Annotated in this window: 12 protein-coding genes and 2 pseudogenes; 6 read left to right on the top strand and 8 right to left on the bottom strand. The window is 72.9% G+C overall.

Going from position 1 to position 14,844, the window contains the following annotated elements:
• Positions 1-87: 87 nt before the first annotated feature.
• Complete coding sequence (locus GCU69_RS10075; RefSeq protein WP_235978375.1) at positions 88-459, bottom strand: Rid family hydrolase; 372 nt, start codon at positions 457-459, stop codon at positions 88-90.
• A 105-nt stretch (positions 460-564) separates the two neighbouring features.
• On the opposite strand from GCU69_RS10075, the gene GCU69_RS10070 reads away from it, so the two are divergent.
• The 3 genes and pseudogenes from GCU69_RS10070 to GCU69_RS33545 all read left to right on the top strand — a co-directional run.
• Complete coding sequence (locus tag GCU69_RS10070; protein ID WP_156205729.1) at positions 565-1,731, top strand: GlxA family transcriptional regulator; 1,167 nt, start codon at positions 565-567, stop codon at positions 1,729-1,731.
• Between the two features lie 283 nt (positions 1,732-2,014).
• On the top strand, positions 2,015-2,587 hold the full coding sequence (locus GCU69_RS10065; protein ID WP_098754610.1) for a dihydrofolate reductase family protein: 573 nt from the start codon (positions 2,015-2,017) through the stop codon (positions 2,585-2,587).
• Positions 2,588-2,645: 58 nt separating this feature from the next.
• A pseudogene (locus GCU69_RS33545) lies at positions 2,646-2,804 on the top strand (TetR family transcriptional regulator); the annotation flags it as partial.
• A 388-nt stretch (positions 2,805-3,192) separates the two neighbouring features.
• Here GCU69_RS33545 and GCU69_RS10060 read toward each other — a convergent pair.
• The 4 genes from GCU69_RS10060 to GCU69_RS33000 form a co-directional block, all read right to left on the bottom strand.
• Positions 3,193-4,734: a polysaccharide deacetylase family protein gene (locus GCU69_RS10060; RefSeq protein ID WP_156205728.1), complete on the bottom strand. Its 1,542-nt coding sequence runs from the start codon at positions 4,732-4,734 to the stop codon at positions 3,193-3,195.
• On the bottom strand, positions 4,731-4,892 hold the full coding sequence (locus tag GCU69_RS10055) for a hypothetical protein (protein ID WP_156205727.1): 162 nt from the start codon (positions 4,890-4,892) through the stop codon (positions 4,731-4,733). The genes GCU69_RS10060 and GCU69_RS10055 overlap by 4 nt, the downstream gene beginning before the upstream one ends.
• Positions 4,889-6,340: a glycosyltransferase family 2 protein gene (locus tag GCU69_RS33005; RefSeq protein WP_176604555.1), complete on the bottom strand. Its 1,452-nt coding sequence runs from the start codon at positions 6,338-6,340 to the stop codon at positions 4,889-4,891. Before GCU69_RS33005 ends, GCU69_RS10055 begins: the two co-directional genes overlap by 4 nt.
• An 86-nt stretch (positions 6,341-6,426) precedes the next feature.
• Complete coding sequence (locus GCU69_RS33000) at positions 6,427-7,671, bottom strand: nucleotide sugar dehydrogenase (RefSeq protein ID WP_235978373.1); 1,245 nt, start codon at positions 7,669-7,671, stop codon at positions 6,427-6,429.
• A gap of 543 nt (positions 7,672-8,214) precedes the next feature.
• On the opposite strand from GCU69_RS33000, the pseudogene GCU69_RS10045 reads away from it, so the two are divergent.
• The 3 genes and pseudogenes from GCU69_RS10045 to GCU69_RS10035 all read left to right on the top strand — a co-directional run bounded on the left by GCU69_RS10045 (position 8,215) and on the right by GCU69_RS10035 (position 11,082).
• Positions 8,215-8,894, top strand: a pseudogene (locus tag GCU69_RS10045) (NADPH-dependent F420 reductase).
• Between the two features lie 313 nt (positions 8,895-9,207).
• Positions 9,208-9,801, top strand: a complete 594-nt coding sequence (locus GCU69_RS10040; RefSeq protein ID WP_156205726.1) for a TetR/AcrR family transcriptional regulator — start codon at positions 9,208-9,210, stop codon at positions 9,799-9,801.
• A gap of 780 nt (positions 9,802-10,581) precedes the next feature.
• Complete coding sequence (locus GCU69_RS10035) at positions 10,582-11,082, top strand: SRPBCC family protein (protein ID WP_107644981.1); 501 nt, start codon at positions 10,582-10,584, stop codon at positions 11,080-11,082.
• Between the two features lie 110 nt (positions 11,083-11,192).
• Here the strand turns inward: GCU69_RS10035 and GCU69_RS10030 are convergent, their stop codons facing one another.
• The 3 genes from GCU69_RS10030 to GCU69_RS10020 form a co-directional block, all read right to left on the bottom strand.
• Positions 11,193-11,750, bottom strand: a complete 558-nt coding sequence (locus GCU69_RS10030) for an RICIN domain-containing protein (RefSeq protein ID WP_098754956.1) — start codon at positions 11,748-11,750, stop codon at positions 11,193-11,195.
• Between the two features lie 656 nt (positions 11,751-12,406).
• Positions 12,407-13,804: an APC family permease gene (locus GCU69_RS10025; protein WP_156205725.1), complete on the bottom strand. Its 1,398-nt coding sequence runs from the start codon at positions 13,802-13,804 to the stop codon at positions 12,407-12,409.
• Between the two features lies 1 nt (position 13,805).
• On the bottom strand, positions 13,806-14,702 hold the full coding sequence (locus GCU69_RS10020; RefSeq protein WP_156205724.1) for a carbon-nitrogen hydrolase family protein: 897 nt from the start codon (positions 14,700-14,702) through the stop codon (positions 13,806-13,808).
• Between the last annotated feature and the right edge of the window lie 142 nt (positions 14,703-14,844).

The raw sequence follows: 14,844 nt of genomic DNA, 5'->3' as shown, positions 1-14,844 counted from the left end.
GTCCGGGACCCCGCGCCGCGCGGGCACCGTTGCCGTACGACCACCGCTCACCCCGGGCGGGCCCGGCGCGCCCCCAGCGGGCGGCCGTCAGACCCGGGCGACGAGCCTGACCTCCACCAGCAGCTCCGGGAAGGCCAGCCGAGGCGTCCCGATCATGGTGCTCGCCACCTGCGGGTCCGGCCGGCCGTACGCTTCCTTGCGCACCGGTCCGGCCGCGGCGTCACCCGCGTCGGCATCGACCACGTAGATGACCTCCTCGACGACGTCGTCCAGTGACGCACCGAAACGCCGGAGCAGCTCCGCGGCGTTGGCGTAGCAGCGGCGCAACTGCTCGCCGGTGTTGGCGAAATCAGTGACCTGTCCGGCATCATTGACGGGAGCCGGGGCGACCAGTTCCGTCCCGTCGTGTGCCACTTGGCCGGAGAGGTATATGGTGTCGCCGCGCCTGACCGCCTGCACATATCCGTAACTCTTTTCCCACGGGACTCCGAAGCTTTCGGCCCGATCCGTAATTCTTTCGACCTTCTCCGCATTTCGCACTGCGCTCTCCGACCACCAGAAGTGATGTTTGTTCAGGTACAGCTGAGACGATATGGGCCGCGGCCGGGGCCCGACGAGGCCCGGCCGTGCCACTTACCGCAACGATCGTGCCGTCGGCCGGGCACCGGGGCAGGCCACGCCCGCAGGCCGGCCGGGAGGCGCGGGGACAAAGGGGGGACATTGCCATCCGAGGACGGCGTGACGGTTGTCGCGATCCTTGCGCTGCCGCGAGCGTATGCGCTGGACATCAGCATTCCGGCGCATGTGTTCGGCCGGCATCCGGGATATCGGGTCCTGGTGTGCGGCGATCGCCGTTCGGGCACGGCAGGCGGTTCGGGCGGCGGGTCCGCGGACGCCGATGTGGCCGCGGACATCAGGCCGGCTCACCCGCTCTCCGCTCTGGAGTACGCCGATGTCGTGGTGATTCCGGGCTACGAGGATCCGGGCACCCCGGTTCCGGAGAACCATCTGAAGGCGCTGCGGCTCGCCGTCGAGCGGGGCGCCCGTGTCGTCGCGGTCTGCACGGGTGTATTCGCCCTCGCCGCCTGCGGAATACTGAGCGGAAAGTCGGCCACGACACACTGGCGGCACACCGGGCAACTCCGGGCGATGCATCCCGACATCGAAGTCCTCAACAACCGGCTGTTCGTCGAGGACGGGGCGATTCTCACTTCCGCGGGCGCGGGCGCCGGAATCGACGCGTGCCTCCATGTCGTCCAATCGGATTTCGGGGCCGTCGCCGCCGACGGCGTGGCGAAGGAAGTCGTCTTCTCTTCCGCCCGTGACGCGGAGGAACCGCAGTACACGGACGTCGTCACGCCCGCCCGGGACAGTCTGCGGGCCACCCGGGAATGGGTGCTGGAGAACCTCGGGTCGCCGATCACCGTGCAGCGGATGGCCGACCACAGCCTGCTGTCGCGGAGAACGCTGATCCGGCGTTTCGTGCGCGAGACGGGCATGCCGCCCATGCACTGGGTCGCCCGGCAGAGGCTCCTCAGCGCGCGCCGCCTCCTCGAGACCTCCGACTGGTCCGTCGAGAGGATCGCCGCGGCGGCGGGTTTCGGCACGGCGGCGAACTTCCGGACCGTCTTCCGCAGGGAGCTGGGAGTGACGCCGACCGCCTACCGGAAGTCCCATGGCCCGGACGGTCCGGCGGTGACGCGCCCGGACGGGGACGTGCGCAGTGGCTGACGGAGCGGCCCGCCCGCCGGCCGCGGCGCCCGGCCGGGTGCCCGCCGGCCGCGCGGACCTCGGCATGTGCGGCCCCACCGGGTGGCCCGGACGGCCTCGTACACCCAAAGGGCACGGCGACCGATGAGTTTCCCGGCGTGCCGCAGTCGGTCAGGAAGAGTCAGGGCACGGCAGCAGCGAGACGGCTCGCGGGTCGGCCGGGCGCAGCTACTGCTGCGGTCGCCGTTGCTGCTGTTGCTGCCGCTGCTGAGAACCGAACACGAGACATCTGGGAGATCTTTCGATGCGCACCCTGATCAGCACCGCCTTCGTCTCGCTCGACGGAGTCGTGGAGGCCCCGGGCGGCGAGCCCGGTTACCGGAACTCGGGCTGGACCTTCAAGGACGTGGAGTTCCTCCCCGAGGCGTACGACATCAAGGAGCGGGAGCAGCGTGAGGCCGGCGCGTTGATGATGGGCCGGGCCAGCTACGAGGCCTTCAGTCCGGTGTGGCCGGGCATGGCGGAGTTCGCCGACTACAAGGTAATGCCCAAGTACGTCGTCTCCACCACACTCTCCGAGGACAGCCTGGTGCCGGACTGGGGTGACATCACGATCCTGCGTTCGCTCGACGACGTCGCCGCGCTGAAGGAGACCGAGGGCGGGCCGATCATCATCCACGGCAGTGCCGCCCTCAACCACAGCCTCTCGGACGCCGGCCTGATCGACCGCTACCACCTGCTGGTGTTCCCGCTCCTGCTGGGCGCGGGCAAGCGGCTGTTCAGCGACACGGACAAGGACACCCAGAAGCTGAAGCTCGTCGAGCACGAGGCGTACGCCAACGGCATCCAGAAGAACGTCTTCGACGTCGTCCACTGACGGCACTCCCCCGCCCGGCCGTGGTGGCGGGCAGGGCCCGGAGGACGACGACGGCCGCGCCGAGAACGCGGCCAACGCCGTCATCGCCGCCATGGACGGGCTCCGGATCCAGTGGCTGCTGGTCCCCGGCTCGGTCGACATGGCCGCCTCGACCGACCTCGTGGTGACCTCTCTCCTCGCCACACTCGCCCCCGGGCTCTTCGGGGCGACGGGGCCCGGCCGCACACGACGGCAGCGACGCGGGCAGCGACGCGGGCAGCGACGCGGGCAGCGACGCGGGCAGCGACGCGGGCAGCGACGCGGGCAGCGACGCGGGCAGCGACCGTCAACGCTCGGGGTGACGGCCCCGGTTCCGGGGTGCGCGGCGGAGACGGTGCCGACGCGCAGGGGGGCAGCCCTGACCTCAGGCCGGGCACCCTGCTCGCGGACGGTGTGAACGGGCGGGAGACCGGCGACGGCCGGTCCCGCTCATGAGCCCCGGCCCGCATCCGCTCCGGAGCCCGGCCCCGGACTCACGGACCGGCCCCCCGTCCCGGCCCGTACCGATCCCCCGCGCCCCGGTCCGCAGCGCGCTCGCTCCCCACGGACCCGGCGCGGCCACGCGCTCAGGGCGACACGCGGAGCGAAGTGACGCGGGGCCATGCCGTCCCGGGAGCGGTGTTGCGGACGTCGAGGGCGATGCCACCCGAGGTCTCACCCGGTGCCGTGCGCCCGGTGGGACGGACGAGGACCGGTCCGGCGTCCACCGTGACCCGCACGGCCCCGGGCGTCACCCGGACGTCGAGACGGTGGCTCGGCGCGGAGTCCAGCGGGGCCCTGGTGACGCGTGGCGGAGCGCCCGGGACCTGCTGGGTCAGCCGCACCGTGTCGGCGTCCACCGTGACGGTGAACGGGTACACACTGCCGTGCCGGACGGTGAGGGAGACGCTGTGGGTGCTGGTGCGCAGGCCGCCGGCGGTCGCACGGACCCGGTACGTGCTCCAGTCCGCCGTCGCCAGCGGCCGGTAGAGCGCTCCGGCGTGCCGGCGGCGGGGCGGGCCGTCCCCCTCGGCCACGGCATCCAGACCGGCGCCGGGCCGGCCGGAGCGCGACCGCCAGAGACCGGGACGGGCCAGCGGGTCCGGGATGTCACCGGGGCGGGCGGAAGCCCAGGTGTCCAGCTGCCGCAGCAGTTCCCGGGCGGTGGTCGCTCCGGTGACCGCCAGGCGCTGCACGTGTCCGGCGGCCGCCGCCCGGCGGCCCGGCGGCAGCGGCCGGGTCGAGGTGTTGGTGAGCGCGGCCGTGAACCGTTCGCGCAGCAGCTCGTGCAGGGGCGAGGCACTGCCTCCGGAACCGCCGGCCCGCTGCGGGCTTTCGGAGAACGGGTAGGAGAACAGCCGCGGAGCGGGCAGGTCGTGGTCCCGGAAGCCGTCCAGGGAACGGTCGATGTCCTGCCGGACGCGGCCGCGGTACTCCGCCGCGGTCTCCAGCCGTTTCTCTCCGGGCAGCCACAGCCGGTTGGCCAGCGCGGATCCCAGGCGGCCGGAGGCGTCGACGGGAACGCGGCGGTGGCTGAGGTGGGAGTGGGACTGGAAGTCCCACCGGCCGGAGCCTGCCATCCGGTCCACCTCGGCCCATGACAGGTAGTACGGGCGGCGGGTCCCCACCCGGCCGGTGATCAGATAGGCGGCCGCCTTCATACGGTGCTTGGCCAGGATCGGGTCCGCGTGCACCCACAGGCCGTGGGTGCCGTCGTCGAACGTGAGGTAGACACTGCGGGGTGCGGGTGCCCGCCCGGTCTCCAGGAACCGGACGAACTCCTCGGTGGACAGGGTGCGGTAGCCGGCCTCGCGGAGGGCGGACAGCTGGGCGTCGAAGCGTTCCGGGGTGACGGTGTATCGGCTGTGCGAACCGGGGGCGATGTCGTGGTAGGAGAGGGCGATCGGTGCCGAGGGGCCGCGCGCGGAGGCGGCGTGCGCGGGCGTGCCCGCTCCGGGCCGGGAGTCGGGCGCGGGCGCCTGGGGCGGTACGGCGCTCCGGAAGGTGTCGTACCCCCAGACGGCGGCGAACGGCGCGGCCGCCACCGCCAGCGCGAGCACGCCGAGCAGGGCGCGGGTCAGCCGGTGACGCGGGCGGCCGGATGCGGGCGGGGCGGGCTCGGCGCTCACAGCGGCCCTCCCCGGGTCAGCACCACGCAGTACAGGGCCGCCAGGCAGGCCGCGGTCAGGACGGCGCCGGCCAGCCGTCCCAGGAGGTGCAGGACGCGCGGGACACGGGAGACTTGAGGAATGTGGGGGATCTGGGGGATCTGCGGGACGTTCCTCATGCGGCACTCCTCCTCCAGGTTCCGCGGCGCAGGGTGAGGGCGGCCCAGGGCAGCAGCCAGGCCAGTACGCAGCACGACAGGAGGCTCATCAGCGGCCGGTGCCGCCAGCGGCGGTCGCCGGGGTTGTCGGCGCGGTAGGCCAGACCCCAGACGGCGCCCTTGAGGAGGATCCCGCACAGATAGAGCAGGACCGCTCCGGCCGCCCCGAACAGCGGGGACCACGCCAGGTGCCAGAAGACCATCACCGGGGCCGCCAGGACCCAGAGCGCGTGACCGTAGTACAGCAGGGCGGGGACCGGGCCGCGCCGCCACATGAAGCCGCCGGTGAAGAACAGGTTCCGCAGGAAGCTCTTCTTCCAGCGGACCTGCTGGTGCAGGAAGGGCCGCCAGCGGTCCGGGACGTTCGTCCACACCCGGGCGGCGCGGCTGTAGCCGACCAGCCAGCGGCGCTCCGGACAGGAGTGGCCGCGTACGAAGGGCGAGTCGGCGTGCCGGTCCTTGAGGGCCCGGCCGCACCAGGCCTGCCCCAGGACGTAACCGGTGAGCTGCCGGTCGGTGGCGAAGCGGAACGGCGCGCCGAGGAAGCGGTCCTCCGCCCAGGCGGGCAGGTAGTTGTAGACGGCTTCGCGGCGGAAGGCGGCGAGCGGCCCGGACACGCAGCTCACGGCCCCGAAGACCGATTCGGCCGCCTTCGCGATACGGAACTGGCCCTCGTACCAGACGTCCTGGACACGGGCCAGCAGGCCCGCGTCCGCGTTCAGCGCCCGGCAGTGCCCGCTGAGCGCCCCGAGTTCGGGGTGACGCACCATCGCGCGGACGCACATCCGCACGGCGTCCGGGGCCACCACACAGTCGGAGTCGGTGAACAGCAGGATGTCGCCCTCGGCGATCGCGCAGCCCCGTACCAGTGCGGCCTTCTTGCCGACGTTGCGGTCCAGGTGCAGCACGGTGATGCCGAGTTCGCCGCCCAGGGCGCGGAGGATGTCACCGGTGCCGTCCCGCGATCCGTCGTCGACGACGACGATCTGGAGGCGGGGGTAGTCGGAGGCCGCCATGGAGCGGACACAGGCCTCGATGTTGCCGGCCTCGTCCTTGACGGCCAGCAGAAAGCTCACCAGGGGCTGCCGGGGCAGAGAGGGGAAGTCCCCGGGGGCCGGGGCGCGGCGGCGCAGGGTCCGTACGGCCGGATCGTCGTAGTGGGCGTACGCGAGATAGAGCAGGCACGCGGTGCCGCTCAGTACGCACACCCCGTAGAGCCCGGCCGGTCCGGCGCCGTGCGGCAGACGCACGACACGGTCGGCCAGCAGCAGCAGTACGGGGAGCAGTGCGGTCACCGTCAGCAGCCGGAGCACGGCGTCGCGCACCGGCCGGTCCAGCCGGTCCAGCCGCCGGCCCGGCTCCGTCACGAGCGCCCGCCGCAGGACCGAGCCCGCCCGCGGCTCCGGCAGCCGGGCCGGGCCGCCTCCGGCTCCCGGTGCCGCAGGCGGCGCCGGACGGCCGGGGGCGGCGGGGCCCGGGGCGTCGACGGTGCCGCTCACCGGGCCACCGCCGCGGGCGTGGCGTGATGGAACCGGGTGTCGAGGACCCGCGGCACGGACTCCAGCCAGGCCAGGTCGCCGCCCGGATGCGCGGTGTGCACGATCACCAGGTCCCAGGGCCTCTTGTGCGGGGAGGCCACGGACAGCAGGACTTCTCCGCCGACGGCCAGCCGCGGTACGTGGGGATCGCTGTAGGCGACGTCCGCGCCCCGGCCGGCGAGCAGCGCGAGGAGCCGCAGGGCCGGGCTCTCCCGTACATCCGACACGCCTCCCTTGTAGGCGACACCCAGCACCAGGACACGTGCTCCCGCCACGGGCAGGCCCGCGCGGCGCAGTTCCCCGGCGGCCATCTCGGCGATGCGCCCGGGCCGGTCGCGCAGGGCGTCCATGGCAGCGCTGATCACCGGCGCTCCGGCACCGCCCGGGCGCAGCTTGCCGAGCAGGTAGTACGGGTCGCACGGGATGCAGTGGCCGCCCGCGCCCGGGCCGGGGTAGAAGGGCATGAACCCGTACGGCTTGGTGGCCGCCGCCTCGATCACCTGGCGGGGAGGCAGACCGAAGTCCAGGCAGGCGTCGGCGAGTTCGTTGGCCAGCGCGATGTTGACGGCGCGGAAGACGTTCTCCCAGAGCTTGGCCATTTCCGCCGTCTCGGGATCCGGGACCGTGTGGAGCCGGGAGGCGGTCGGTGCCAGCAGGAAGGCCGCGGCCCGGGCGCTGAGCGGGCCCGCGCCGCCGACGACCCGGGGCGTCCGCCGGGGGACGTGCCGCTCGTTGCCCGGATCGATCCGCTCCGGCGCGAAGGCCACCAGCACCTCGTGCTCGGCGGCCAGTCCGCGCGCGGCGAGCGGCCGCACCAGCAGCTCGCGCGTGGTGCCCACATGGCTGGTCGATGTGAGGACGATCAACTGGCCCTTGACCGCGTGCCCCACCACGGAGGCGCAGGCGGCGCGCAACGGCCGCAGATCCGGTTCCCGGCCGGCCGTCACCGGCGTCGGTACGCACACCACGACGGCATCGGCGTCGGCGAGTGCGCGGCTGTCCGAGGTGAGACGGAGGTCGCGGCCGTTCTCCGCGCACGCCAGGGCGGCGTGCTGGGAGGGCAGCAGGTCCACGGACCCCGCCCGGATGTCCCGCAGCCGTCGCGCGCTGCTGTCCACTCCCAGCACCGTGGCACCGGCGCCCACCAGGCTGAGCGCCGTGGGCAGCCCCACATAGCCCAGGCCCACCACAGCGACCGTCACGCCGCTCAGTTCCGCGCCACCGGCCGGCGCGGCGCAGCGTTCGGCCCATGCGGCGACGCCGGGCTCCGTTCCTGAACACCCGTCAACATCGGTGCCCGGTTCCGGCAAAGACCCGGCAGGGCTGCTTTCCGACCCACACAGCGAAATATTCACATAGTGGTATATACAGCTCGACGGGGCTGGTGAGCGCGTCATCCACCACGACGCGCCGTCACCCGGCATCCCGTTCACCCACGTCACCGGCCGACGGACGCCCGATGCCCGGTGGCGGATGCCCGGTGGCCCGGTGGCCCGGTGCCCGGTGAGCGGGGTTCTGCCGGAACGGCGCCCGAGCGGGGCGCTGCCGGAACGGTGCCCGGACTCGGCGGGCCGGGCGCCGCGTTCGAGACGTACCCGGCCTCCGGCAAGCGGCGAGCGGCGAGCGGCGAGCGGCGGAGGCTGAGCCGCGGACGGCGGGCGACCACGGGACTACGCCCATGGTGCCGGTCCGCCCGGGTCCGCGGTCCGATCCGCCGGGCCCCCGGCGAGGCCTGGCGTCACAGCATGCGTATAGGAATTCTGGCACCGGAAACGTCGCCCGGGCGCCGGCCCGCGGCTGGAGCGCCACGGGACACGACGTGCTCCTCGGTTCACGCCGTCCGGAGGAGCGGACGGAACTCGGTCTCCCCGTGGCGGGCCTGAGCGAGACGGCCGCCCACGCGGAGGTGCTCGTCAACGCCACCCCGGGGACCGTCTCCGTGGAACTGCTGCGCTCCATCGGGGCGCCGGCACGGGCGGGACTTCCGCTGATCGATGTCGGGGGCGGCCTCTCCGACGACTTCACCCAACTCGCCCACCCCGACAGCAGCCTGGCCGAAGAGATCCAGGAGGCATTGCCCCTGACTCGCGTCGTCAAGACGCTGTGCACCATGGACTCCACCGCGATGACCGCCCCGGACGCCCTCGACGGACCGAGCACCGTCTTCCTCTCCGGCGACGACGCAGAAGCCAAGCGGACCACCGGCCGGCTGCTCACCGACCTCGGCCGGCACCCGTCGTCCCAACTGGACATCGACGGTGTCAACACCGCCCGCGGCCAGGAACACTTCGCGCTGCTCTTCATGGGCATCGTCGGCGGCCTCGGCGCCCACACGTTCAACATCAGGGTGGTCACCGCCCCAGCTCCCGGGGGAGACGCCGCAGCGCGATCGCGGCTGCCGGACCGCCCGGCCGACGCACGGTGAACTCTCCGGTGACCGGCGCCGGAACCGCGCGACGTCACCGAGACCGCAGAGAGACCGGGCCGCCGGGGCCGCCGGGGTTGTCGAGGCCGTCGAGGCGTCGAGGCCGTCTCTCGGCGGGATCGATCCTCGGCCCCTTCGGTGAACGCAACGGCCCGGGCGACGACCGCGGGCCCGCCCCACAGGCTTGCGCGGACACGGCCCGCGGCTTGGTCGCCGGGCACCACTCTGAGAGCATGGGCGACCGGAACCCGTCCCGCCCGACGACACGGAACAGCGTTCCGACGGCAGGCCCGGCAGCGGAGGGAGTGGCGCGGTGAAGGAAGGCGACGAAAATGCGGAGCAGGCGGGGGCGCGGCCGAAGCGGGCGGACGCCCGGCGCAACGAGAAGACACTGCTCGACGCGGCAGCCGCGCTCTTCGTCACATCGGGGGTCGAGGCGCCGGTACGCGACATCGCGGCCAAGGCCGGTGTCGGGACGGGCACGATCTACCGCCACTTCCCGACCCGGGCCGAGCTGATCATCGCCGTCTACCGGCACCAGGTCGAGGCCTGCGCCGAGGCTGGGCCGGCCCTGCTGGAGTCCAGTCCGACCCCGCACGCCGCGCTGGGGCGGTGGATCAACCTGTTTGTCGACTTCCTGGTCACCAAGCACGGCCTCGCCGCCGTGTTGCGGTCCGACAACGCGGGCTTCGACACACTGCACGCCTACTTCCTCGACCGGCTCGTGCCCGTGTGCGGCCAACTCCTCGAAGCCGCGGCCGCCGCCGGTGAGATCCGCTCCGACATCGAAGCGGCCGAACTGATGCGTGGCGTCGGGAACCTGTGCATCGGCGCGGACCACGATCCCGACTACGACGCGCGCCGACTGGTCGGACTCCTCATCGCCGGACTGCGCCGGCTGCTCTGACCACGGACCGCCGGCCCGGCTCACCGGCCACAGACCACAGACCACAGACCACAGACCACACACGGCAGACCCTCACACCACACACCTCACACCGCAGACCGCAGACCGCAGCTCACTGACCCCGGAGCACTGGCCGCACCTCGGCTGCCGGGGCCACTGACCACCGGCCGCTGACCACTGGCTGCGGACCGCACCCGGCCCTCGGCATCGGCCGCCGAGCCCTGATCGCCGGGCCGGCGGGCGGCTGACACAGGCGCTCGAAGCAGCCCGCGGGGGGCGAACGCGCCCCTGGGCACGCGTCACCCGGTTGGACCAGCGCGGTCCCGCCGCCGACGGGCCTGACCTCACCGGCCACGGCCGCGATCGCACCTGGTGAGCGGGGTCGCCCATGGCCCACCTGCGACCGGCCCCTCCCTCGGCGACGGGTGCTCGCGGCACTTCTCGCGGCTAGCGTCGAACAACGAAACGAGCCGAGCAGCCGCGAAGTCGTACGGCCCGGCCCCGCGCGCCCGCCGGCGTCCGGCCCGGCGGAGCGGCACCCGGCCGGACAGGACAGAGACCGTCTTCCGCCGGAAGGAAGGTCCCCGGGGACGCCAGAACCACCGACGCCACCGCATCCCGCCCCCTCCCCAATCCCGCCCCCAATCCCGGTTCCCCGTCCCGCCCCCAAGCCCCGCCCCTCGTCCCTCGCCCCGACCCCAATCCCCAATCCCCGTCCCCCGTCCCCCGTCCCCCGTCCCCCGTCCCCCGTCCCCCGTCCCCCGAAGGAGCGTGGTCGGCGTGGCCCGGAACCGTCGTCTGATCCTGAGTTCGCCCGCCGAGGTCTGGAGCCTGCTGTCCGACGGCCATCGCTATCGGGAATGGGTGACCGGAACCCAGCAGATCCTCGCCGCGGACCCGCACTGGCCGGAGGTGGGCGCCCGCCTGCAGGTCCGGGTCGGCGCCGGCCCCCTCGCCCTGGACGACACCTGCGTCGTCCGGGTCTGCGAACCGCCGCGCCGCCTGGAACTGGAAGCAAAGGCGGACCCGTTCGGCGCGGCCCGTATCGCCATGAATCTGATTCCCTGGGGTGAACACACCCTCTTCGAACTCGACTGGCACCCGCTCCGGGGTCCGGGCGTGCGGATGCACGGGCTCCCCGTCGACTACGTCGTCGCCGTGCGCAACGGCATGATGCTGACGAAGCTGGCCCGGATCGCGGTCCGCGAGCACGCCGGCGCGGCTTCGGTCTCCGAGGCCGCCGGGGCGGTTCCGGCCCGCGCGGCGCGCCCCGGAGCCTGAAGGACGGCCCGGGTGGCCGTGAGCGAAGGCGGCCGCCCCGCCGGAACCGGGTGCCGGAACGGCGGAACGCCGCCCGGCACCCGGCCCTCCGGACGGGTTCGTCCCGGCCTCTACCAGGAAGTGTTGTCCGGCATCAGGCGCCAGAGCCGGTCGTCGGTGGGGTAGGCGGTGTCCAGGCGGAGGGTGTCCCAACTGCCGTCGTTGTAGCGGTTGAGGGCGACGGCGAGCGAGGTGTCGACCTTGGGCTGCCACAGCCACCAGCGGGAGTTGTTGTCGTACTCCGGCCGCAGGACCCAGCGCTGCAGGTCCGAGCCGTCACAGGTGCGCACCACGATCGTGGTGCCCCGGGCCGGGTTCCCGGCCGAGGGCTGAAGGCACTTGTTCGCGGCCCGGTTCTTGAACGTCAGGGTCCACTTCCCGTTCTCCCAGCGCCCGTCGACCTCGTCCCAGGCCTCGGTGCGGTACTTCCACCCCGGGTCCCGCAGGGTGATCGCCGTTGCGCCCTCACCCGTCGAGTCGCTCAGCAGCGCGAGGCGGCCACCGGCCATCTTGTTGACGAGGTCCTGACCGGTCCGGTCGGCGGCGACCGCGGGACTGGCCGCGATGGTCGCGGCGATGGCCGCCGCCGCGGCGAAACCGGCCGCGGTGCGGCTCCGAACGGTGGCAATCACAGGGTTCTCCTCCCGACATGCGCCCGCGGGCGCCTTGTGACGCCGCCATGACGGTCCCGTCCCGGCGGCCACCGGCCCCGCGAAGGACCCGGCAGCCAGATGTTGTCGCGACCGATAGGGAGAAGGGAGGAATAGCCTGATGGATCACCTGATGGAGTACAAGCCGGTATGAAAAGGAGCGGATCGCTACACGCGGAACCGGGGGCCGCGAGGGACGGAACCGCGGGAACACAGGACCGCGAAGGCTCGGACTGCGCAAACCGAGGGCCGCGCGGGCCATGGGATCCCGGAGCCGCGGGACGCGAAGCCGCGGGGCCGTTGACCGTGCGACCGCACGACCGCACGACTGCGTGTCCCGGGCAGAGAGAAGCCCCCGGCCAGGACGGGGGGAACCTGGCCGGAGGCGGTCCGGAGGGGAGTTCGTACCGGCGGTCGCCTCTCGGCGGAGGGCACCATGAGGCTTCAGCCGAACGATCTTCCTCATGGGCAGTGGGTGAGGCCCGGGGACACTGTCCCGGTACGAACTCCCGCACCCTGTTCAACCGGGTTCCGGGGCGGATCGTTCCGCCAGACCGGGAGGTATACGTCACATACGGGCGTTCCGGGTCTCCCGGGCAGGATCGGGGCGGCGTGGTGACCCGCCGAGGGCCCCGTCACCGCGGCCCGCTGCCGCCGGCCACCGGTGCGCCGGCGGCCTCCGGTTCACCGGCGTCATCCGCTTCACCGGCGTCGTCCGCCCGGTACTCGGGCGGCGCCTGGCGCAGTCCCCGGGTGATTACGCAGAGGTGGGCGACGCCGAGCACGAGCCAGCCGGTCCCGAGGAGCACGGCGGTCCCGCTGAGCTGCGTCATCAGATAGACGTCGGTGACCGCGCCGGCGGCGGGCAGCACCACCCAGCCGAGTACGGAACCCCTCGCCCCCTCGGCCCGCCGGCGGAGCCAGGCGGCGATGACGCAGACGTTGACGAGGGTGAAGGCGAGGAACGCGCCGAAGTTGATGAACGACGTGGCGGTGGCCAGCGACAGCTTCGCGGCGCACAGGCCGCCCGCCGCGATCAGCAGCAGATTCGGTACGGGCGTGCGGAACCGGTGGTGCAGATGTCCGAAGAAGCGCCGCGGGAGCACCGCGTCGCGCCCCATGACGTACATCAGGCGGCTGGTGCTGGCCTGGATGGCGACACAGGAGGCGAACCCGCCGAGGAGGGTGACGACGTTCATGACATCGGCGAAGTTCTGGCCGCCGGCCAGGACCGCCACCTCGTAGCCCGCGGTCGACTCGTCGTCGAAGGATCCTCCCGGATGGACCCACTGCATGAGGAGTGAACCGGCGAAGAAGATGCCGCCACCGATGATCACGGTCAGCAGGATGCCGCGGGGCACGTTGCGCCGGGCGTCGCGCACCTCCTCGCTGAGGGTGCTGACGGCGTCGAAGCCCAGGAAGGAGTACGCGGCGATGGCCGCCGCTGCGGTGACCGCCCCCAGCGAGGCCGCCGGGTTCCATAGCGCGTCCGCGCCCCGGCCGGGTGCCGAACCGGCCACGGCGTGCAGGCATACGGCGGCGAGTGCGACGAGTCCGGCCAGGGTGAGGCCGAGCAGGACCCTGTTGACCCGGTCGGCGATGACGACGCCCAGGATGTTCACCAGTGTGGTCGCCGCGATGACGGCCCCGAGCCAGCCCCAGACCGGCAGGACGGGGAACTGGACGTTGAGGTACAGGGCCTGGATCAGCCAGGCGACCATGGGCAGGAAGAAGTAGTCGAGCAGGATCGCCCAGCCGGCCAGGAAGCCGGTCCGCGAGCCGAGCAGCTTGCGGGCGTAGACGTAGACCGAGCCCGAGGCGGGGTGGGCGCGGGCCATTTTCCCGTAGCTGAGGGCGGTCAGGGTCATCGCGAGGGTGGCGACGGCATACGCCGTGGGTGCCGCGCCCCCGGAGGTGGCGGCGACGATCCCGAAGGTCGACACCACGATGGCGGGTGCCATGTAGGACAGCCCGAAGACCACGATCGAGACCAGGCCGAGCCGGGGCACCAGGCGGCTGGAGGGCTCGGGCATGTCAGTCCTCCTCGGTACCGGAGCGGGCGGGGCCCGGCCCGGTCGACCAGGTGCGGGGGTCGATCCTGCCGGAGTAGAGCGGCAGCTCCAGGGGCGCGTCACCCGGCCGGAACTGCTCCCAGGGCCGGGAGAGGCCGGCCGTTCCGTACCGGCGGACCCGGGCGCTGTCACCGAGGTCGATGACGTCGGTGAGGACGCAGTCCTCGGCGCCCGGCGCCTGCGTGCGGATCCGGCCCTCCGGGTCCACCAGGAGGCTGCGGCCGACTCCGGTGGGGCCGGCCGCGTTGACGGAGGCGACGAAGACCTGGTTGGCGATCGCGTTCGCGCGCGCCAGGACCACCTCTTGCTCCCGGTCACTGGTGGGTGTCTGCACGGGGTTGACGATCAGGTCGGCGCCCAGCCAGGCCAGGTTCCGGGCGATCTCCGGGAACCAGGCGTCGTAGCAGATCGACAGGCCGATCCGGCCGTGGTCGTCCATGTCGAAGACCACGAACTCGGTGCCGGGCGCGGTCGTCTCGTAGGGCCGCCACGGACAGATCTTGCGGTACGAGGTGACACGGCGTCCCGCGGGCGAGTACACGGGGGCGGTGTTGTAGACCCGCCCGTCGGCGCCGCGCTCGTAGACGGTGCCGGGCACGAGCCAGATGCCGAGGTCTCCGGCGAGGGCCGCCAGCCGCCGGTCACGGGCGCCGTCCAGCGGCTCGGCGAGTTCCTCACAGGGTGTACCGGGGGCGCCCGGCCCGGGGTGCGGCTCGGCGAGATGGAGTTCGGGATAGACGTAGAGGCGGACCGCGGGCCGCCGGCGGGCGAGCTGCTCCAGGCTCGCGGCGAAGGAGTCGAGGTCCGCCGAGGGGTGGGCGGGGGCCTGGACGAGGGCGAGGGGTAGGGGTGAAGCCACGGAGAGCTGCCTCCAGACGTGCGTATTCGTTAAACGAAATTTGATTAACGAATACGACCCCTGTCAAGGGGTCCGTCCACCCTGCGGGAAGAACCCCCGCCCGGTCCACGCAGCCGCGCTTCGCCGCACGCCCACCCGGCCA

Source organism: Streptomyces lycii, assembly GCF_009735685.1.
Lineage (GTDB): Bacteria > Actinomycetota > Actinomycetes > Streptomycetales > Streptomycetaceae > Streptomyces > Streptomyces lycii.
Note: the sequence above shows the minus strand (reverse complement) of the source record. Positions and strands in the feature narration are given on the sequence as shown.

Excerpts from the sequence above, each read along its gene's own strand:
- GCU69_RS10070 (WP_156205729.1), top strand. The coding sequence starts at position 565 with ATGTTTGTTCAGGTACAGCTGAGACGATATGGGCCGCGGCCGGGGCCC.
- GCU69_RS10065 (WP_098754610.1), top strand. The coding sequence starts at position 2,015 with ATGCGCACCCTGATCAGCACCGCCTTCGTCTCGCTCGACGGAGTCGTG.
- GCU69_RS10025 (WP_156205725.1), bottom strand. The coding sequence starts at position 13,804 with ATGCCCGAGCCCTCCAGCCGCCTGGTGCCCCGGCTCGGCCTGGTCTCG.
- GCU69_RS10055 (WP_156205727.1), bottom strand. The coding sequence starts at position 4,892 with ATGAGGAACGTCCCGCAGATCCCCCAGATCCCCCACATTCCTCAAGTC.